This is a genomic window from Luteibacter sp. TLI7-4A, assembly GCF_056754745.1.
Map to the genome: position 1 here is coordinate 3,611,574 of NZ_JBPGWO010000001.1, position 18,080 is coordinate 3,629,653.

Genomic DNA, 18,080 nt, shown 5'->3' on the forward strand with positions numbered 1-18,080 from the left:
CGCGGCGTCCTCAGCGGTCGAAGCCATGCTCCCCGATCGCCTCGACAAGATAGGTGACGAACGAGGCGATGCGCGCAGAGATGGCGGTGTTGCGGTAGTACACCGCATTGATCGGCTGGCGGAGTTCGGCGATGTGCCTGGACAACACGGGCACCAGCGTGCCCGCTTCACGATCGCCGCGCGTCATGAAGTCGGAAAGGCAGACGATGCCGTTGCCTTCGAGCGCGAGCTGGCGCAGCGTTTCACCACTGGACGTGCCGATGGTGGGCTTGATGTGCACGCGCTGTCCGCTCTCGTCCAGCAGGGGCCACTCGTTGAGCGACTCGGGTTCCGTGAACCCGAGCAACGCATGCTTGCGCAAGTCCGATACCTTGCGCGGCCGGCCGTGCTTGGCGAGGTAAGCAGGACTGGCGAGACAACGCACCTGGCTCGTGCCGATCGGCCGGGCGTGTAGCGTGGAATCCTTCAGCCGTCCGATGCGCAAGGCCACGTCGGTACGGCGTTCCAGCAAGTCGATGTAGCCTTCGCTGCTGTGCAGTTCCAGCTCCACGTCGGGAAAACGTTCGCGATAACCCGCGACCAGCGGCACCACCACGTGCAACATGAAGGGCGATGCCGCATCGATGCGGAGACGCCCGGCCGGGCGGCCGCGCCGTGCCGCCATCTGTTCTTCCGCGTTCTCCACCGCCGCGACGATGTCACGCGCTCGTTCGAGGAAAACCTCGCCTTCGTCCGTAAGTTCGAGGCGCCGCGTGGTCCGGCGAAGCAACGTGGTCTTGAGCTTCTGCTCCAGTCTTCCCAGCGATCGGCTGGCGGCGGAGACGGTCTGCTCCAGCTGCTGCGCGGCGGCCGTTATGGAGCCGGTGTCGACCACCGCGATGAAGTTCTGGATCTCGTCGAGGGTGATGTTCATCGTTGCGTCTGTCGCAAATAGCTACGCTTATACATCGCTTTCGGAGAAAAAACCAAAGCGCGTCAATGGGACACCATGCGCAAGAAAATGCGAATGAACCACCTCGCTGCGAGACAGGAATTTTCCTGATGCCGGCCCGCCGATTCCCTGTGCTAGCGTCGTTGCGGGGAGCGGTGCTTTGTCATTTGAAACGGAGTTCGCCCGGGGGGAAGAAAACGGAATGACAAGGAGCCGGGCTGCCAGCGTCCGGTGACGACGACGTCACCGGGACCACATATCCCGAATCGGGATTCGGCTCAGCTTACGGGAGAGACGTTTCATGCAGATGAAGAAAACCTCGCTATGTGTGGCGATGGGTGCGGTGCTGGGTGCGTTCGTGTGTGCGCCCACCATGGCCGCGGGAGCGGCGACGACATGGGCGGCCACGGCCACGCGCGCGCACGAACTCGCGGCGACGGCGACAGCCGCCGACCTGGCGGACGCTGCTACGCCGGTCCATATCGAAGTGGTGTTGAAGGTGCAGAACCGCTCCACGCTCGACGACTTCATCGCATCGGCGCATAACCCGTCCAGCCCGATGTTCCACGCGACGCTGCAACCCGCGGATGCGGTCGCCATGTTCTCGCCGAGCGACGACCAGGTGCAGGCCGTGGTCGCCTACCTCGGCAAGGCCGGCTTCACCAACATCAGCGTTTCTTCGAACAAGCTGCTCGTCTCGGCGGATGGCAACGCGGGTGCCGCGCAGTCGGCCTTCGCGACGCGTCTGGTCAAGGCTCAGGACGCCGAAGGCCGTGCCGCCTACGCCAACATCGACGACGTCAAGGTGCCTGCCGCACTCGGCGACGCGGTACTCGCCGTGGTGGGTTTGCAGACGGTCAACCACGCGCACACCATGATCAAGCCCGCCGACCGTATCGGCACCAAGGCAACGACCGGCGTGACCGGCCACAATCCCACCACGTTCCCGACCATCTACAACGTGGGCGGCACGCCGACGGCGGCGACGGTCACGGTGGGTATCATCAGCGACGGTGACATGACCCAGCCGTTGAAGGACCTGGCCAGCTTCACCACCGCCAATGGCCTGCCCGCCGTGAATACGCAGGTGGTCGTGGTCGGGGCGGCGGGAACCGACACCAGCGGCACGCCCGAATGGGACCTGGACAGCCAGAACATCGTCGGCATGTCGGGCGGCGTGAGCAAGCTGATCTTCTATGCGGCGAATTCGCTCAGTAACAGCGCACTGACGGCCGCGTTCAACCGCGCGGTGAGCGACAACCAGGCCAAGGTCATCAACGTCTCCCTGGGCGAATGCGAAACCAGCGCCTACAACGATGGCTCGATGGCGGCGGACGACCAGATCTTCGCGCTGGGCGTATCGCAGGGGCAGACCTTCTCGATCTCCACGGGCGACTCCGGTTCCAACGAGTGCACCAAGGCTCCGCGTGGCACGACGCCCAGCTATCCGGCGAGTTCACCGTATGTGGTGGCCGTCAGCGGCACGACGTTGAGCACCGGCACCGGCAACAGCTGGGCTGGCGAGACCCTGTGGTCCAAGGCCGGCGGCAGCCCGAGCACGGTAGAGCCCAAGCCGAGCTGGCAGACGCAGGGAGGCGGGACGACGCGCGACGTCGCCGACGTGGCGTTCGATGCGGACCCGAATTCCGGTTCGATCATCATCGTCAACGGCAGCAACGCGCAGTACGGCGGCACGAGCCTTTCCGCACCGTTGTTCGCCGCCGTCTGGGCGCGCATGCTCGCCGGCCATTCCACGCTCGGTTTCGCCGGCCCGCACCTGTACCAGGTGCCTTCCAGTGTCTACCACGACGTCACCTCCGGCAGTAACGGTGGCGAGACGGCCACGGCCGGCTGGGATTACGCGAGCGGCTTCGGCAGCGCGATCGTGAGCAACCTCTACGGCAACCTCTGACCGCCAGCAGGAACCGGCGGTAACGACGGGGCGCACGCGCAAGCGGCGCCCCGTTTTTTTGTGGTGGGAGCCGACCCTGTCGGCGATGGGTGCTTGCGTCAACCTGGCCCGCTGCCGCGGGATCGCCGACAAGTCGGCTCCCACCAGGGTTGGTTATCCTTGACAGGACGAGTCCCGCTTTCTTGTGGGAGCCGCTTCAGCGGCGATGGGAGCTTGCCTCAAGCTGGCCCGCTGCCGCGGGATCGCCGACAAGTCGGCTCCCACCAGGGCTTCCCACACCGGGGCTCTCGCCAGGGTTCCCTTCCCGCGCGATTTCGGTGCGCAGGAATTTACGCCGAATTTACGCGGGCCTCGCCGCGCCTTACACCGAAGATATCCGCACGTTTCGATAATTCCGCAGCTCTCCTCACTTGGGTGAACCTGTGGAAATCCTCTACGTCCTCCTGATCGTCGTGCTCACCGCGGCGACGATCGGCTTCCTCATGATCTGCGACCGGCTCGGTCGTCGGTGAGGGTGCCGACATGAACGCCTCCTACCTCATTGCCGGCGTGCTGGCCGTCGCCCTCGCGGGCTACCTGATCGTCGCGTTGCTCAAGCCGGAGTGGTTCGAATGAGCGCGAACGACTGGATCCAGATCGTCGTCTATCTCGCCGTGTTGCTGCTGCTGGTCAAGCCGGTCGGTTCGTACATGGCCCTTGTTTTCGCGGAAAGCCCCAACAAGGTGACGCGTTTCGGTGCACGCATCGAGCGGCTCGTCTATCGCGTGGCCGGCGTCGAGCCGGGCGAGGAGATGGGCTGGAAGAAGTACGCGCTGGCGATGTTGCTGTTCAACGTGCTGGGCATGATTGCCGTCTACGTGCTTCAGCGGGTGCAGCAATGGTTGCCGCTGAACCCGGAGCACTTCGCGGCGGTGACACCGGATTCCGCGATGAATACCGCCGTCAGTTTCGCCAGCAACACCAACTGGCAGGGATACGGCGGCGAGTCGACCATGAGTTACCTCACCCAGGCAGTGGGCCTGTCGGTGCAGAACTTCCTCTCGGCCGCCACCGGCATCGCCGTGCTCGTTGCCGTCATCCGGGGATTCTCGCGTCGGGGCGTGAAGGTACTCGGCAACTTCTGGGTCGACCTGACGCGGACCACCCTGTATATCCTGCTTCCGCTGTCGCTGGTCATCAGCCTGCTGCTCGTCTCGCAGGGCGTCGTCCAAAACGTGCGTCCCTACGAGCATGCGACGACGTTGCAAACAACGTCGTACGACGAGCCGGTGAAGGACGCCGACGGCAACCCGGTGGTCGATGCGGCGGGCAAGCCGGTGGTCAGGCACGTTTCCACGCAGGAGCAGGTGCTCCCGATGGGACCGGCCGCCTCGCAGGTCGCCATCAAGATGCTGGGGACCAACGGTGGCGGCTTCTTCAACGCCAACTCGGCGCACCCCTACGAGAACCCGACGCCCTTCTCCAACTTCATCGAGATGCTGGCGATCTTCCTGATCCCGGCCGGGCTCTGCTACACCTTCGGCGCGATGGTAGGCGACCGCCGCCAGGGCTGGGCCATCCTCGCGACGATGCTGGTGATCTTCGTGCCCTTGACCTTCGGCCTGGTGGCTGCCGAGCAGGCAGGCAATCCGGCGCTGCACGGGCTGGCCATCGATGCGCACGCCTCGGCGCTGCAGAGCGGCGGCAACATGGAAGGCAAGGAGACCCGCTTCGGTATCGCATCGTCCGGGTTGTTCGCCGCGATCACCACGGCCGCATCGTGCGGCGCGGTCAATGCCATGCACGACTCGCTGACCCCCTTGGGCGGCCTCGTGCCGATGTGGCTGATGCAACTGGGCGAGGTCATCTTCGGCGGCGTGGGCTCCGGCTTGTACGGGATGCTCGCCTTCGCCGTCGTCGCGGTCTTCATCGCCGGCCTGATGGTCGGCCGGACACCGGAGTACCTGGGCAAGAAGATCGAGGCGCACGAGATGAAGATGGCCAGCCTGGCCGTCCTCCTGCCTTGCGCCCTGGTGGTGATCTGCACCGCCATCGCCGTGATGGCGCCCGCCGGTGTTGCTGGCATCGCCAACCCGGGCGCCCACGGATTCAGCGAGATCCTCTATGCGGTGAGTTCCGCGTCGAACAACAACGGCAGTGCCTTCGGTGGCCTTTCGGCGAACACGCCGTTCTGGAACGTACTGCTGGCCATCTGCATGTACTTCGCACGCTACCCACTGGCGATCGCGATGCTGGCGATGGCCGGATCGCTGGCGGCGAAACGTCACGTGCCCGAGTCCGCAGGCACGCTGCCGACGCATACACCGCTGTTCGTGGTGCTGCTCGCAAGCGTCGTCATCGTCGTCGGTGCACTCACCTTCCTTCCGGCGCTCGCCCTCGGGCCGATCGCCGAGCAATTGATGTCCGCCACGGGGCACTGATCCATGAATCATCCAACCACGACCCGGCGCGGTCTCGATCGCGCCCTGGTGGCGCGCGCCCTGGGCGACGCCTTCATCAAGCTCTCGCCGCGCCTCCAGTTCCGCAACCCGGTGATGTTCGTCGTCTTCGTCTGCAGCGTCCTGACCACGCTCCTCTGGGTGCAGGCGTTGGCGGGACACGGCGAGGCACCCACGGGGTTCATCTTCTGGGTGAGCCTGTGGCTCTGGTTCACGCTGCTCTTCGCGAATTTCGCCGAGGCCTTGGCCGAAGGGCGCGGTAAGGCGCAAGCCGACGCATTGCGTGGATCACGCCGCGACGTGGCCGCGAAGAAACTGGCCCGGGCCGAACGTGACGCGCCGATCGTCTTCACGCCATCGAGCGAACTCCGCGCGGGTCATTTCGTCCTCGTGGAAGCAGGCGACATCGTGCCCGGCGACGGCGAGATCGTCGTGGGCGCGGCAAGCGTCGACGAAAGCGCCATCACCGGTGAGTCCGCGCCGGTGATTCGCGAATCCGGCGGCGACCGCAGCGCCGTGACCGGGGGCACCCGGGTGCTGTCCGACTGGGTCGTCATGCGGATCACCAGCAACCCCGGCGAGAGCTTCCTCGATCGCATGATCTCGATGGTGGAAGGCGCATCGCGGCGCAAGACACCGAACGAGATCGCGCTGACGATCCTGCTGGCCAAGTTCACGCTGATCTTCCTGCTCGCCTGCGCCACCCTGTTGCCGTACTCCATCTACAGCGTGCAGGCGGCCGGCGTCGGCAATCCCATCACGCTGACCGTGCTGATCGCCCTGCTGGTATGCCTGATCCCGACCACTATCGGCGCGTTGCTCTCGGCGATCGGCATCGCCGGCATGGATCGGATGATCCGTGCCAACGTCATCGCGACCTCCGGCCGCGCGGTGGAAGCGGCAGGTGACGTGGACGTCCTCCTGCTCGACAAGACGGGCACGATCACGCTCGGCAACCGCCAGGCCGTCGCCTTCCACGCGGCCCCGGGAGTCGAGGAGCGTGAACTGGCCGAGGCCGCCGAACTCGCCTCGCGCGCCGACGAGACACCGGAAGGCCGCAGCATCGTCACGCTGGCCGCGAAGCGCTTCGGTGGGTCGGATCGTCGCGCGATCGATGCGCGCGCCGAGTTCGTGCCCTTCACGGCGCAAACCAGGATGAGCGGCGTCGACGTCGGCACCCGGCACATCCGCAAGGGCGCGATGGATGCGGTCGAGCGCTACCTGGAATCGCAGGACAGCCACTTGCCGCCACTGGTCAAGCGGATGGCCGAGGATGTCGCACGCCGCGGCGCGACTCCGCTCGTCGTCGTCGACGGATCGCTCACCCTCGGTGTCCTCGAACTGAAGGACATCGTCAAGGAAGGCATCAAGGAGCGTTTCGCCGAGATGCGCAAGATGGGCATCCGGACGGTGATGATCACCGGCGACAATCCGCTCACCGCCGCGGCGATCGCGGCGGAAGCGGGCGTCGACGACTTCCTGGCCGAAGCCACGCCCGAGGCGAAGCTCAAGTACATCCGCGACATGCAGGCGGAGAATCGTCTGGTGGCGATGTGCGGCGACGGCACCAACGATGCGCCGGCCCTGGCCCAGGCGGACGTCGCCGTGGCGATGAACAGCGGCACGCAGGCGGCCAAGGAGGCCGGCAACATGGTCGACCTGGATTCGAACCCGACCAAGCTGATCGAGATCGTAGGCATCGGCAAGCAGATGCTGATCACGCGCGGTTCGTTGACGACGTTCTCCATCGCGAACGATATCGCCAAGTACTTCGCGATCATCCCGGCCGCGTTCGCCACGACCTATCCGGCCCTGAACGCGCTCAACGTGATGCACCTAGCCACGCCGCAGAGCGCCATCCTGTCGGCCGTCATCTTCAACGCGCTGATCATCATCTTTCTCATTCCCCTTGCCCTGAAAGGTGTCGCCTATCGCGCGCTGGGTGCCGGCGCGTTGCTGCGCCGCAACCTCCTGGTCTATGGCCTGGGCGGCATCGTGGTTCCGTTCATCGGCATCAAGTTGATCGACATGCTGCTGGTCCTGTTCGGACTGGCCTGACCCGAGGTCACCCATGCATTCCGTAAAGCTCACCGTACTCATCGAAGACACCGACGACCTGGACATGGAAGTCCGGGTCGTGGTGCCCCACGCCGAGCACGTCGCAAGCAATGTCACGCCGCTACCGCCGCGCGCGGTCGCCGCCGCACGCCCGCCCATCGAGGACGACTACGTCCTCGGCGGCTACGCCGGCATCTGATTCATCACTTTCGAGCTAGAGCATTCCCATGAAGATCGTCTCCTCGACCGCCTCGGCGGTTGTCTCCTTCCTCTGCCTGGGTTCGATCGCACAGGCCCAGGACGCCTCGCCGGTGACCGGCAACGTGGCGATGGTTTCGGATTACATGTTCCGCGGCTTGACCCAGACCTGGGGCCACCCCGCGATCCAGGGCGGCGCCGACTACACGAACCCGAACGGGTTCTCCGCGGGTACCTGGGCGTCGAGCATCAGTGACAAGAGCTATCCAGGCGGTTCGATGGAGCTAGATCTCTACGCCAGTTTCGGCCGCCCCATCGACGTCGACTGGTCCTGGCGAGTCGGCCTGTACGGCTACGTCTACCCCGGTGCGGATCTCGACGAAGCCGGCCTCCGCTCGCGTTCCTTCAACACGGTCGAAGCCAACGCCGCGCTGACGTGGCGCCAGTTCACCCTGAAGTACAACCGGTCGCTGACGGACTATTTCGCCGCCGACAAGGAGCAGGGCTACGACGGCGATACACGGGGGACAGGGTATCTCCAGTTGGACGGCACGTTTCCGCTGTCCGATACATGGTCGTTGGCGCTGCACGCGGGACATACCCACTACACCGCGAAGCTGGCCACGCCCCTCTCCAATGGAGCGCGTGACGCGAGCTATAGCGACTACTCGGCGACGATCAAGTACCAGTTCGCCGCGCATTGGTCGGTGAGCGGTGGCGTGACGCACGCCACGGACGATGCGTTCTATCACCGTGTGTCCGACTTCGCGGACGCCAGCGACACACGCAACGTCGGCGGGACACGTGGCTTCGTCATGTTCCAGGGCACGTTCTAAGAGGGCAGGGTCATGAAAAAGCTCATCAGGCAGTGCGTCGTACTCTTCATCGCCATGACGGTGTTTACCGGCATCCTGTATCCGCTGGCGGCCACCGGCCTGGCCCAGGCGATGTTCCACGGCAAGGCCAACGGGAGCCTGGTCGAGAAAGACGGCAAGACGATCGGTTCGACACTGATCGGCCAGGCGTTCTCCGAGCCCAGGTACTTCTGGGGCCGTCCCTCGGCCACGGCCCCCAATCCGAACAACGGCGCCTCGTCGTCAGGATCGAACCAGGGCCCGACCAACCCCGCACTCACCGATGCGGTGCAGCAGCGGATCGACGCGCTGAAGCAGGTCGATCCATCGAACGACGCCTCCGTTCCCGTCGATCTGGTGACCGCATCGGGCAGCGGCCTCGATCCCGAGATCAGCCCTGCCGCCGCCGAGTATCAAGTCGCCCGCGTAGCCCGCACGCGGAACGTGGACCCTGCGAAGGTTCGTGAACTGGTGGCCGCCAACACCCAGGGTCGCCAATTCGGCGTGCTCGGGGAACCGCGCGTCAACGTGCTGGCGTTGAACCTGGCCCTGGACCGCATGGCGCCCTGATGTCGGTCGGCTCCCGCCAGTCACCAGCTGACGCGTGCGAACTCCGACTGTTGCCACCACGCCTGGAACCCGACCCCGCCGATATGCGCGTCGTCCCGTGGCACCAAGGTGAACTCATCGAGGGTGGCGCCGAAGTAAGGCGCCTGCACGTTGGCGACCACATCGCATGGCGCCTCGATGTCCACGACGAAGCGCTGGATGAGTTGCGACATGCGTTCGCGTTCGGGCCCCGCGATCTCGATCGAACCATCGAGCGGCGTGCCGACCGCGAGGCCAGCCATCAACGCCGCGACCTCGTCGGATGCGACTGGCTGGATATAGGCGGGCGGCAGGTAGACCGTCTGGTCGCGTACGGCCGAGGTGACGATAGCGACCAGGAACTCATAGAACTGGGTCGCGTGCACGATCGTGAAGGGAATGCCGGATTCCCTGATAAGGCGATCCTGCAGCGCCTTCCCGCGCAGGTAATCGCTGCCGAGGGCAGCCAGCCGGTGCGTGCCGACGATCGATAGCGAAAGATGATGTTTTACTCCGGCCCGGGCTTCGGCTTCGAGCAGGTTGACGGCAGCCGCCTTGAAGAACTCGAACGCGGCGATGTCGTCGAAGGTGGGCGAGTTGCTGACGTCGATCACGACCTCGGCATCGGCGAGGCACCGATCGAGACCGGCTCCGGTGGTCACGTCCACGCCCGTGGCACGCGAGGCGGCCGTCACGTCATGGCCCCGCGCGCGCAACCGGTCCACGATGTTCCGGCCGACGAGGCCTCGCCCACCGATGACGACGATGTTCATACAGGCCTCTCATCGGCACCGCCAAGCCAGAAGGCGACGTTCCGGACGTACTGGTGGGTGGAGCGCAACGCTTCCGGGAAACGGATCATTCCGTCACCGGGTGCTTCCGACACGAACGAAGGACAACCGGCGGAGGTGTCCCAGTTGTAGTCCGCGAAATGATGGAACGTCGACTGCGCGATGGCCCGGCCACCCTGGTCGGACCGTTCGAACGCGACCGCCAGATTGAATTCCCTTTCCGTCGCCTGGCTGCGTCCTCGCAGGATCACCCGACTGGTCTTGTCCCCTGCTGGAGCCCCGACCGCGCCCTCGTGAGGGTGGGAGGGCAGGTAACGGATGAAACCGTCCTCCGATTGCGGATCGCGCAGGACAGGATGCACATCGCCGACGGGTTGCACATGCTGGTAGTCGCCATTCGCCCCGGAGTGATAGTTGGGCCACGAGATATACGTGGTGGCGCGGTCGTCGACGCAGCACCGGCTCGGGTCCGGATCGGGATTGCGTGTGTGGAAGTGGTGCGCCGCACCTACCCCGGCGAGCGTGCATATCGAACTGCCGAGGTCCATGTGGTCCCGCGTCACCATCATGCCACCACCGCGCCGGCGGAACCGGCTTATCCCGTCGCAATCCTCGTCGGTAAGACCGTCACCGGTATCGACGGCGAAGAGCCATAACTGATGGAAGTCCGACTCGTGGAGTCGCGAAAGGACCGCGTCGGCCTTTCCGAGCGGGTCACGATTGCGGGCGGTGACGCGGAAGGCCGGTTGCCCATCGTCGTCACGAAGACCCTCCAGGTATGCCTTCAGGTGACTGAAACGCGAGATGTTCCAGTCGTCGGGATCCCCTTCGATGGTGGTCTGCAACAGTAGGTTCTGCATGGCGGTCTCTTCCTGTGAATCCGATCCTAGCGCTCTCGCCGGGATCGTATTGGTGTTTCGAGCGAAACATGGTGTGGCGTGGAACGAACAGCTTACCGGGGAAGTTTGTATCCGTTTGTATCCGTCAGCCTTGAGATACATGCCGTTTCAAATCGGCCCTTCCTAGACACCATCGAAGCGGAAACCGCTTCATAGACTGTGGACACGTCGAGGCAAGCAAGCCAGGCGTCACCATAAAAATCGTGAAGCCCACAGGAGAACGACGATGTCAGCCGCACACGCACACATGTTCCGGAAACCTTCATTCACCCAGCGCGCGCTCGCTGTCGCCCTCGGTTTCGCCATGCTCGCGCCGACACTCTACGCGCAGCCTGCCGTCGCTTTCGATCAAGCGGCGGATGTCACGTCCAAGACAACCAAGGTCGACGAGAGCATCCGTCCATTCCATGTCCATGTTCCACAGGAGCAACTCGACGATCTGCGCCGCCGCATCGCTGAAACGCGCTGGCCGGACAAGGAGCTCGTGAAGGACGATTCGCAGGGCATACAGCTGGCTCGCGTCCAGGAACTGGTCCGCTATTGGGGCACGGGTTACGACTGGCGCAAGGCCGAGGCCCAGCTCAACGCCCTGCCGCAGTTCGTCACCACGATCGACGGCGTCGACATCCAGTTCATCCACGTCCGTTCCCGCCATCCCCATGCGCTTCCCGTCATACTGACCCACGGCTGGCCGGGCTCGCCCTTTGAATTCATCAAGACCATCGGTCCGTTGACCGACCCCACCGCCTATGGCGGCCGTGCGGAAGATGCCTTCGACGTGGTCATCCCGGCCATTCCCGGCTACGGCTTCTCCGGCAAGCCGACGGCCCTGGGCTGGGGCCCCGATCGCACCGCCCGTGCCTGGGACGTGCTGATGAAGCGGCTGGGCTACACGCATTACGTGTCGCAGGGCGGTGACCATGGCTCGGTGATCTCCGACGCGCTGGCCCGGCAGGCGCCGAAGGGATTGCTCGCCATCCACCTGAACATGCCCGCGACCGTTCCGGGGGACCTTGCCAAGGCCATCAACAGCGGCGACCCGGCCCCGGCGGGCCTGGCCCCCGACGAGAAGGCGGCCTATCAGTCGCTGAGCACGTTCTTCGGCCGCAACGCCGCCTACGGCGCCATGATGGTCACGCGTCCACAGACCATCGGCTATTCGCTCTCCGATTCGCCGGCCGGGTTGGCCGCGTGGATGTACGAAAAGTTCGCGCAGTGGAGCGATAGCGACGGCGTGCCCGAGCGCGTGCTGAGCAGGGACGAGATGCTCAACGACATCACCTTGTACTGGCTCACGAACACGGGTGCGTCGTCCTCGCGCTTCTACTGGGAAAACAACAACAACAACTTCAGTTCCGTGACCCAGCGGACCACCGAGATCAAGGTTCCCGTCGCCATCACGGTCTTCCCGCACGAGATCTATCGAGCGCCGAAGAGCTGGAGCGAGAAGGCGTATCCGAGCCTGTATTACTACAACCAGGTAAGCAAGGGCGGGCACTTCGCGGCCTGGGAACAGCCGCAGATCTTCGCCGAAGAACTGCGCGCCGCGTTCAAGTCGGTTCGCTGAGGAACGGTCGATCGTGTGATCCGGGCGGGAGCGAGCGTGCTCCCGCCTTTCATATCCGAGGTGCCTTCATGACAGGGTGACGGTCTTTCCATGTCTGGATGGTCTGATCGCGACATCCGATCCGAACGGACTTCCGACTATTTTCAGTGCCAACGGTTTCGGCGAGGTGCTGGAGTCGTCCAGTCTGGACAGTGGACTCTCGACGGTAACTCGGGACGTCGCGGGTAGGGTGTCGAGTCAGACGGACGCGAGGGGTGTTCGGGTCGACTTTTCATACGACATGCTAGGGCGACGCACATCCGCATCTTATGTCGACGCAACGGCCAACATCTCTTGGCATTACGACGAACCCGACTCGCTAACAGGTTGCACGGACTCCCATCCACTCGGGCGCTTGACACGCGTTGTCGAAGCATCGGGTTCAACTACCTATTGCTACGACTTTCTCGGAAACGTTGTCAGCAAGACCCACGCTGCGGGATCGTCAGTCTCCCACGCGGAGTTCACCTATACACCGGGAAGCCGGCTCGCATCCGTTGCCTACCCGGATGGTGCCGTGCTGACGTACAGCCGTAATTACCTAGGCAACGTCACCTCGGCGCAGATAACCAGCGGAGGCGTGAGCCGCAAGGTATTGTCGAACGTCACCTATCTGCCATTTGGACCCGTATCGAAGTACACGCTCGGGGAAGGCCAAGTGCTGACGCGGTTGTACAACGCAGATTACGATGTCACGGACATCACCAGTAACGCACTTTCGATCCACGTTGCACGCGATGCCGATGGGAGGGTCGTCGCAAGAGGTGACGCTCCGGGTGCCAATCCGGCATCGGAAACCTATACCTACGATTCCCTAAGAAGATTGACGGCAGTCGTTGGAAGCGATGGCGGCGCACGATCGACGTATACCTATGACGCCGCGAGCGACCGTCTTTCCAAGACGGGCTATGGGTTGTCCACCGGTGCGTATGGTTACAAACCTGGTTCCCACTGGCTAAGCAGCATCGCAACGGACAGCCGGAGTTATAATCCTTCAGGCTCTACGACGGACGCCAGTATGGCTGGCGAATCGTGGACGTACGAGTACTCGGGGCGAGGCCAACTTGCGACCATCAGGCGAGGCAGCGAAGTTGTCGGCCGCTACTCGTACAACGGTCTGGGCGAAAGAATTAGCAAGGAAGTCGATGGAACGACGACCCGCTTCTTCTACAGTCGCGCTGGCCAGATACTCAGTGAATCTGCTGGTAATGATGCCGAGGGCACCAGCCGAGACTATATATGGCTCGATACCTTGCCGATCGGTGTCTTGGATGGCACGACGCTCTCGTTCGTGCACGCCGACGAGATGGAGGTGCCCCGGGCGGTAACCGACGCGAACTCCGGGCTTCTTTGGTCATGGACGGAAGAAGACAATGCCTTCGGCGAACGATCACCTGCATCGATAAGCGGCTACACGCTCAACCTTCGCTTCGCTGGCCAGTACTACGATAGTGAGAGCGGACTTTTTTACAACGTTCACCGTTACTACGACCCAAGTACGGGAAGGTATCTGCAAAGCGATCCGATGGGAATAGCGGGAGGACCAAACGCCTACCTGTACGCGTTCGGCATTCCGGGTGGCTTCGTCGATCCCTTTGGGTTGGAGGGAAAACCACTCTCGGATTCTCGTTGGGTGGCCTTGTTCAAATCGATGATGCTTGGCAAGGCTGTCCATCGAGTTATTCAGGCCGATATCGATACTTCTCTTAAAGGTGACGTGCAAGTAAAGGTAGAGCAACGCACGTATAATATCTTTAACAAGAACTATGGCGTGGTGGACCTCATGCTCCGATCGCGTGGATCGGATGCATGGAGCATCTTTGAGATCAAGCCTCTTAGTCAATGGGACTGCGAGTCTCCCGGCAATATTCAGCAACTGAACGACTATATTCAGTCGCTGAACGATGATGGGGTGAAAGCGGTACCGGGAAGGTGGAAGGATTTCTTTCCGAACCAGAATTTCCGGGTAGTCAACATACCGACAGGTGTGACGCTTGGTGGTGTGCGCGTCGATGGTAGCTACATCTATGGGAGTCCGGACAATAATGGAATGATCTACTACCAGACCGGTGACGCGACATATCCGATGCGCCCAAACTAACATCGAAGTATGTAAAGGGTATCGATGAAATCTCTTGACTCTTTAGATGGCTATCTGACCGCCATTGCATGTTTACCTGATCTTGGCGAGAAGCTATCTATTACGTTAGCGAATCACGGCATGAAGCTTGGCTTGGAGTATTGGGGATATTCAATTGAAGCCAACGAATTCAAGAAAGAGCTGCTGAAGGAGTGGGTGACGCTAGTTCGCAGCCCTATTGGAGCGATAGGCTATCGCTCCGTATTGGTTTCTCGCGTTCTTCAGGAAGCCGGTCTGGATCGCTCGGTTTTTGGCTCCTTCGACAGAACTTCAGAGGTAGAAACACGCGTCCGGTCCCACCCTGCGCTTGCACATTTCACAATCGAAAGCGCTTCTCGTGCTGCGGCCACTGTCGCGGTCGATGCCATACACGCTGTGCGGAACAATGAACTGACCGATATCGGTGAAACCGAAGTCTTCGATGCTATTGGTCTCATGAATACGCATAACTTGGGTGATCTCACGTTCGAGCGAACGGTAACGATATTCGACGAGATTTTTACTCGCTGCGGATTCGTGAGGCTGCTTCGGAAGCCAAAACTGAAAGAGCTATCGCGCTCTTGCGTGGCCGCGTACAGGGATGCTTCTGGGTCCCGTGGCGGGATTTTTTTCTTGTCGATCGACAGCTTTCCCGACTTCTCGGCATATTTCTCCATCCGCCTATCGGTGTGTGTAGATCACGATATGAGCATGACAGTGGCCGGTAAGGAGATTTCTGTCCGTCGGGATGATTTACTCAGGTCTGTCGATACTTCGACGCCAGGATTTGGCTACTACGCCTCCGCGCAGCTAAAGACGGCGCTACCGACCAGTCTCTACGCCTACACATTTTTGATTCCCGAAGTCATACGAATCTTCCGCGATTCATTGGATCGTCCGAGAGTCGAGTTGCAGTGGCTAGGAGCCGAATCATAACGATGCGCCTGCGCGTCGGCGTGGGGGCTTTGCCATGTGCTGGCGGTTGACCGAGACAGCTTCATTCTTCGATCGCCTCGATACCGCGCCGATTCAAGTCCTCAAGGAAATCGTGCATTTCCTTGAGCCGCTCGGGTGAGTGCCCTTCCCATTCGATCACCTCGCCGACGACGCGAAGTGCGCTCCGCGTGCGATACGACTTCGTCGGGTTGCCCGGGAAGCGCTTGTCCGTCAGGTTGGGATCGTCTTCGATGGAGCCTGTCGGTTCCACGATGTAGATGCGTCCGAGCCCTTCGCCGACCGCGAGTTCGGCTCCCCAGGTAGCCGCATCGAGCGTGGCGGACAGGTATACGAAGACCGCCTCTTTTCTCTTGCCGAAGTTGGAGCGGCGACCCGGCTCGATCAGGTCGCCGATATCCAGATCGGCCTTGGTGCCGTGGTAGAGCGTTTGCGAATCGGCCATCGTGCTGCTCCGGTCACCTGTCACGTCGACAGGCGAGCGATGCTGGACCTTTCCCCGGGGCTTTCGGCAAGCCCCCCTGTGTTGTATAAATTGACAGTGGGAAGCGAAGGGCGTGCTTCTCAGCCCGCGCGACGACGCAAGAGCTTCTTCAAGCCGCTGTCGACGATGTCCGCGAACACCTTCGGATCGCCATACGCGCGCGCGGTAAGCATCGCGCCGTACACCATCGACATGAACGATTCCGCTTCCAGGCGGGCCGAGCCGCGCAGTTCGAAAAGGCCCAGTTGCGCTCCTTTGGTCAATACGGTTTCCAGCCAGTTCGACAAGTCGCGGAAATGCGCGCGCACGTTATCGGCCAGGTCGGCGGGAAGGGTGGGCAGTTCGCTGGCGAGCATGCCCGCGACGCAGAACGGAGCGGACGCGTCGGCGATGCAGCGCTCCCAATAACCGGTGTAGAAGCGGAGTTGTTCCTCCGGATCGAAGGCGCCGCCATCGAGCGTCCGCGTCTGCGCGACGATCAACGCTCGGGATTCCTCCACCACCGCCCGGGCGAGATCGGCCTTGGTCGGGAAGTGGTGGTGGATGCTCGCCTTGCGTACCTGCACCTGCTCGGCGACATCGGCGTAACTGAAGCCGTTGTAGCCACGCGTCTGGATGAGGTAGCGAGCGGAATCGATGAGTTTCTGTTGGGTGCTCATGGCCGAATTCTACCATGTGGTAGGTAGCTATTAGAGTGTCATTGAGGAAAGGCCGAGGCTAAACAAAGATTAATCAGGACAAAGTTGACGCGTAGCCTACCTACTAGTAGGCTGTTTCGACCTCCAAGGACCTCCTCCCTATGAATTCCCTCCGATCCTTCTACTACCTGCGCGCGGGCGTCGCCTTCGCATGGGTGGCCGTGGTACTCCTGTCCGCACCCGCGTCGGTGCCACTCGCGGCGGCGCTGCTCGTCGTCTATCCCGCCTGGGACGCACTCGCCAACGTCCTCGATGCCCGCCGAAGCGGTGGCTTGCAGGCCAACCCCGGCCAGAAATTCAATGCACTCGTCAGCGTGATCACGGCCGTCGCCATGGCCGTCGCGTTCGTCCTGCGAGGAAATGCAGGCGGCGTGCTGGTGTTCGGCGCATGGGCACTTCTGGCCGGGCTCTTCCAGTTGGCCGTCGGCATCCGTCGCCGCAAGCTCGGCGGCCAGGTGTTCATGATGATCAGCGGTGCCCAGTCGGCACTCGCGGGTGTGGTCTTCATCATCCAGTCGTTTGGCGTGGCGCCCGGCCTCGCACAACTCGCGCCCTATGCTGGATTCGGCGGTCTTTATTTCCTTCTGTCCGCCCTGTGGCTGACCTTCAGGAAACCGCGCCCGTCACCTTTGTCGCCCTGAGGGTCGACGGAAGGAACGGCGTTCGCCAGCCCAGCATCAACCGGAAAGCAACGACGCCACCCAACCGACATCCGTACGATCGAGAAGTCGCTCGTGTGTCGCGAGGTAGATGGTGTTCGTGCAGGCGGATCGTCCGATCGGGTGCTCCACCAGGCGGCCAATGAATGCCTGTGACCGTGCCACGTCGGCGGGAACCACGGACCATCCACGTCCGTTCGCCACTGCTTCCAGGGTTTCTTCCAGTTCTTCGAAATGATCGGATCGCCACCACGGTTGCGGTAGTGGGACGCCGTGATGATTGAACCAGTGAAGGAACACGTATTCGTATTCGTCGTACGTGACGAAGCGCAGAAGCGTCGGGTCATCGGGCGTGGCGGAGCCGGGTGGTCCGACCAGCACGATGTCTTCACTGGCCACGGCTTGCGACGCGATGCCAGGGCCCATGAGCGGCCGATAGGAAACACCCATGTCGACACGGCCTCGGGTGAGGAGGTCGCCTGTTTCGTCAGCGGTGCAAAAACGCACTTCCAGGCGCCGGCTTGCCGGCATGGCCGGGAGAAGCACAGGCAACAGCCGGTAACGGCCAAAGCCGGTGACCGTGGCGATGCGAAGGGGTTCATTGGCATCGTCGGTCGCGGCGGCTTCCCATGCTTCCCGAATATCCAGGTAAGCACGCTCGACCGAACGGGCCAGCGCCTTACCCTTCGTCGTGGGTTGCAGGTGGCGCCCCACTTTCTCGAACAGCGGCGTGCCGAGATGCCGTTGAAGGACGGCCAGGTCGTCACTGATCGCCGAGGGCGAACGATGCAGGAGCGCCGCGGCTGCGGTAACTCCGCCAGCTTCCACCACGGCGCGAAACACCGCCAGGCGGCGCAGGTCGATCTGGTCGATCGTTCGTCTTTTCGACAT

17 protein-coding genes are annotated in these 18,080 nt (G+C 62.7%); 11 read left to right on the top strand and 6 right to left on the bottom strand.

The genetic code is table 11. The features are described 5' to 3' along the window. Nucleotides 1-10 precede the first annotated feature (10 nt). Nucleotides 11-913: a LysR substrate-binding domain-containing protein gene (locus ACR9Y6_RS15835; RefSeq protein WP_481282152.1), complete on the bottom strand. Its 903-nt coding sequence runs from the start codon at nucleotides 911-913 to the stop codon at nucleotides 11-13. A gap of 319 nt (nucleotides 914-1,232) precedes the next feature. On the opposite strand from ACR9Y6_RS15835, the gene ACR9Y6_RS15840 reads away from it, so the two are divergent. The 7 genes from ACR9Y6_RS15840 to kdpC all read left to right on the top strand — a co-directional run bounded on the left by ACR9Y6_RS15840 (nucleotide 1,233) and on the right by kdpC (nucleotide 8,961). Then, nucleotides 1,233-2,843 (top strand): S53 family peptidase, encoded by a 1,611-nt coding sequence (locus tag ACR9Y6_RS15840; protein WP_481282153.1) that lies wholly within the window; start codon nucleotides 1,233-1,235, stop codon nucleotides 2,841-2,843. Nucleotides 2,844-3,365: 522 nt separating this feature from the next. Further along, entirely contained in the window at nucleotides 3,366-3,458 is a 93-nt protein-coding gene (kdpF, locus tag ACR9Y6_RS15845) for a K(+)-transporting ATPase subunit F (protein WP_481282154.1), read from the top strand. After that, the gene (kdpA, locus tag ACR9Y6_RS15850) at nucleotides 3,455-5,263 is read left to right on the top strand and encodes a potassium-transporting ATPase subunit KdpA (RefSeq protein ID WP_481282155.1); all 1,809 of its coding nucleotides are present in this window, start codon (nucleotides 3,455-3,457) and stop codon (nucleotides 5,261-5,263) included. The genes kdpF and kdpA overlap by 4 nt, the downstream gene beginning before the upstream one ends. A gap of 3 nt (nucleotides 5,264-5,266) precedes the next feature. Then, nucleotides 5,267-7,339, top strand: a complete 2,073-nt coding sequence (gene kdpB, locus ACR9Y6_RS15855) for a potassium-transporting ATPase subunit KdpB (protein ID WP_481282156.1) — start codon at nucleotides 5,267-5,269, stop codon at nucleotides 7,337-7,339. A 13-nt stretch (nucleotides 7,340-7,352) separates the two neighbouring features. Continuing rightward, entirely contained in the window at nucleotides 7,353-7,538 is a 186-nt protein-coding gene (locus ACR9Y6_RS15860) for a hypothetical protein (protein ID WP_481282157.1), read from the top strand. A 28-nt stretch (nucleotides 7,539-7,566) separates the two neighbouring features. Continuing rightward, complete coding sequence (locus ACR9Y6_RS15865) at nucleotides 7,567-8,373, top strand: TorF family putative porin (protein WP_481282158.1); 807 nt, start codon at nucleotides 7,567-7,569, stop codon at nucleotides 8,371-8,373. A 12-nt stretch (nucleotides 8,374-8,385) separates the two neighbouring features. Next, nucleotides 8,386-8,961: a potassium-transporting ATPase subunit KdpC gene (gene kdpC, locus ACR9Y6_RS15870; RefSeq protein WP_481282159.1), complete on the top strand. Its 576-nt coding sequence runs from the start codon at nucleotides 8,386-8,388 to the stop codon at nucleotides 8,959-8,961. Nucleotides 8,962-8,981: 20 nt separating this feature from the next. On the opposite strand, the gene ACR9Y6_RS15875 is transcribed toward kdpC, so the two are convergent. Together ACR9Y6_RS15875 and ACR9Y6_RS15880 are read right to left on the bottom strand one after the other, a co-directional pair. After that, nucleotides 8,982-9,752: an SDR family oxidoreductase gene (locus tag ACR9Y6_RS15875; RefSeq protein ID WP_481282160.1), complete on the bottom strand. Its 771-nt coding sequence runs from the start codon at nucleotides 9,750-9,752 to the stop codon at nucleotides 8,982-8,984. Next, entirely contained in the window at nucleotides 9,749-10,630 is an 882-nt protein-coding gene (locus tag ACR9Y6_RS15880; protein ID WP_481282161.1) for a hypothetical protein, read from the bottom strand. Before ACR9Y6_RS15880 ends, ACR9Y6_RS15875 begins: the two co-directional genes overlap by 4 nt. Nucleotides 10,631-10,895: 265 nt before the next feature. Here ACR9Y6_RS15880 and ACR9Y6_RS15885 point away from each other — a divergent pair, with 265 nt between their 5' ends. The 3 genes from ACR9Y6_RS15885 (at nucleotide 10,896) to ACR9Y6_RS15895 (ending at nucleotide 15,330) form a co-directional block, all read left to right on the top strand. Further along, on the top strand, nucleotides 10,896-12,236 hold the full coding sequence (locus ACR9Y6_RS15885) for an epoxide hydrolase family protein (protein WP_481282162.1): 1,341 nt from the start codon (nucleotides 10,896-10,898) through the stop codon (nucleotides 12,234-12,236). A 556-nt stretch (nucleotides 12,237-12,792) separates the two neighbouring features. Next, nucleotides 12,793-14,376: an RHS repeat-associated core domain-containing protein gene (locus tag ACR9Y6_RS15890; RefSeq protein WP_481282163.1), complete on the top strand. Its 1,584-nt coding sequence runs from the start codon at nucleotides 12,793-12,795 to the stop codon at nucleotides 14,374-14,376. 24 nt (nucleotides 14,377-14,400) lie between these two features. Then, a complete protein-coding gene (locus tag ACR9Y6_RS15895; RefSeq protein ID WP_481282164.1) occupies nucleotides 14,401-15,330 on the top strand; it encodes a hypothetical protein in 930 nt (309 codons plus the stop codon). A gap of 61 nt (nucleotides 15,331-15,391) precedes the next feature. Here the strand turns inward: ACR9Y6_RS15895 and arr are convergent, their stop codons facing one another. Together arr and ACR9Y6_RS15905 are read right to left on the bottom strand one after the other, a co-directional pair. After that, on the bottom strand, nucleotides 15,392-15,793 hold the full coding sequence (gene arr / locus ACR9Y6_RS15900) for an NAD(+)--rifampin ADP-ribosyltransferase (RefSeq protein WP_481282165.1): 402 nt from the start codon (nucleotides 15,791-15,793) through the stop codon (nucleotides 15,392-15,394). 119 nt (nucleotides 15,794-15,912) lie between these two features. Further along, nucleotides 15,913-16,491, bottom strand: coding sequence for a TetR/AcrR family transcriptional regulator (locus tag ACR9Y6_RS15905; protein ID WP_481282166.1), 579 nt, complete (start codon nucleotides 16,489-16,491; stop codon nucleotides 15,913-15,915). A 140-nt stretch (nucleotides 16,492-16,631) separates the two neighbouring features. On the opposite strand from ACR9Y6_RS15905, the gene ACR9Y6_RS15910 reads away from it, so the two are divergent. After that, on the top strand, nucleotides 16,632-17,171 hold the full coding sequence (locus tag ACR9Y6_RS15910; protein WP_481282167.1) for a hypothetical protein: 540 nt from the start codon (nucleotides 16,632-16,634) through the stop codon (nucleotides 17,169-17,171). A gap of 36 nt (nucleotides 17,172-17,207) precedes the next feature. Here the strand turns inward: ACR9Y6_RS15910 and ACR9Y6_RS15915 are convergent, their stop codons facing one another. After that, nucleotides 17,208-18,080 carry a LysR family transcriptional regulator gene (locus ACR9Y6_RS15915; RefSeq protein ID WP_481282168.1) on the bottom strand — a complete coding sequence of 291 codons (873 nt, stop codon included), beginning with the start codon at nucleotides 18,078-18,080 and terminating at the stop codon, nucleotides 17,208-17,210.

What these genes read in the sequence shown, in the direction of transcription:
- ACR9Y6_RS15835 (WP_481282152.1), bottom strand. Translation starts at nt 913, where the DNA reads ATGAACATCACCCTCGACGAGATCCAGAACTTCATCGCGGTGGTCGAC.
- ACR9Y6_RS15840 (WP_481282153.1), top strand. Translation starts at nt 1,233, where the DNA reads ATGCAGATGAAGAAAACCTCGCTATGTGTGGCGATGGGTGCGGTGCTG.
- kdpF (WP_481282154.1), top strand. Translation starts at nt 3,366, where the DNA reads ATGAACGCCTCCTACCTCATTGCCGGCGTGCTGGCCGTCGCCCTCGCG.
- kdpA (WP_481282155.1), top strand. Translation starts at nt 3,455, where the DNA reads ATGAGCGCGAACGACTGGATCCAGATCGTCGTCTATCTCGCCGTGTTG.
- kdpB (WP_481282156.1), top strand. Translation starts at nt 5,267, where the DNA reads ATGAATCATCCAACCACGACCCGGCGCGGTCTCGATCGCGCCCTGGTG.
- ACR9Y6_RS15860 (WP_481282157.1), top strand. Translation starts at nt 7,353, where the DNA reads ATGCATTCCGTAAAGCTCACCGTACTCATCGAAGACACCGACGACCTG.
- ACR9Y6_RS15865 (WP_481282158.1), top strand. Translation starts at nt 7,567, where the DNA reads ATGAAGATCGTCTCCTCGACCGCCTCGGCGGTTGTCTCCTTCCTCTGC.
- kdpC (WP_481282159.1), top strand. Translation starts at nt 8,386, where the DNA reads ATGAAAAAGCTCATCAGGCAGTGCGTCGTACTCTTCATCGCCATGACG.
- ACR9Y6_RS15875 (WP_481282160.1), bottom strand. Translation starts at nt 9,752, where the DNA reads ATGAACATCGTCGTCATCGGTGGGCGAGGCCTCGTCGGCCGGAACATC.
- ACR9Y6_RS15880 (WP_481282161.1), bottom strand. Translation starts at nt 10,630, where the DNA reads ATGCAGAACCTACTGTTGCAGACCACCATCGAAGGGGATCCCGACGAC.
- ACR9Y6_RS15885 (WP_481282162.1), top strand. Translation starts at nt 10,896, where the DNA reads ATGTCAGCCGCACACGCACACATGTTCCGGAAACCTTCATTCACCCAG.
- ACR9Y6_RS15895 (WP_481282164.1), top strand. Translation starts at nt 14,401, where the DNA reads ATGAAATCTCTTGACTCTTTAGATGGCTATCTGACCGCCATTGCATGT.
- arr (WP_481282165.1), bottom strand. Translation starts at nt 15,793, where the DNA reads ATGGCCGATTCGCAAACGCTCTACCACGGCACCAAGGCCGATCTGGAT.
- ACR9Y6_RS15905 (WP_481282166.1), bottom strand. Translation starts at nt 16,491, where the DNA reads ATGAGCACCCAACAGAAACTCATCGATTCCGCTCGCTACCTCATCCAG.
- ACR9Y6_RS15910 (WP_481282167.1), top strand. Translation starts at nt 16,632, where the DNA reads ATGAATTCCCTCCGATCCTTCTACTACCTGCGCGCGGGCGTCGCCTTC.
- ACR9Y6_RS15915 (WP_481282168.1), bottom strand. Translation starts at nt 18,080, where the DNA reads ATGTCGAAAAGACGAACGATCGACCAGATCGACCTGCGCCGCCTGGCG.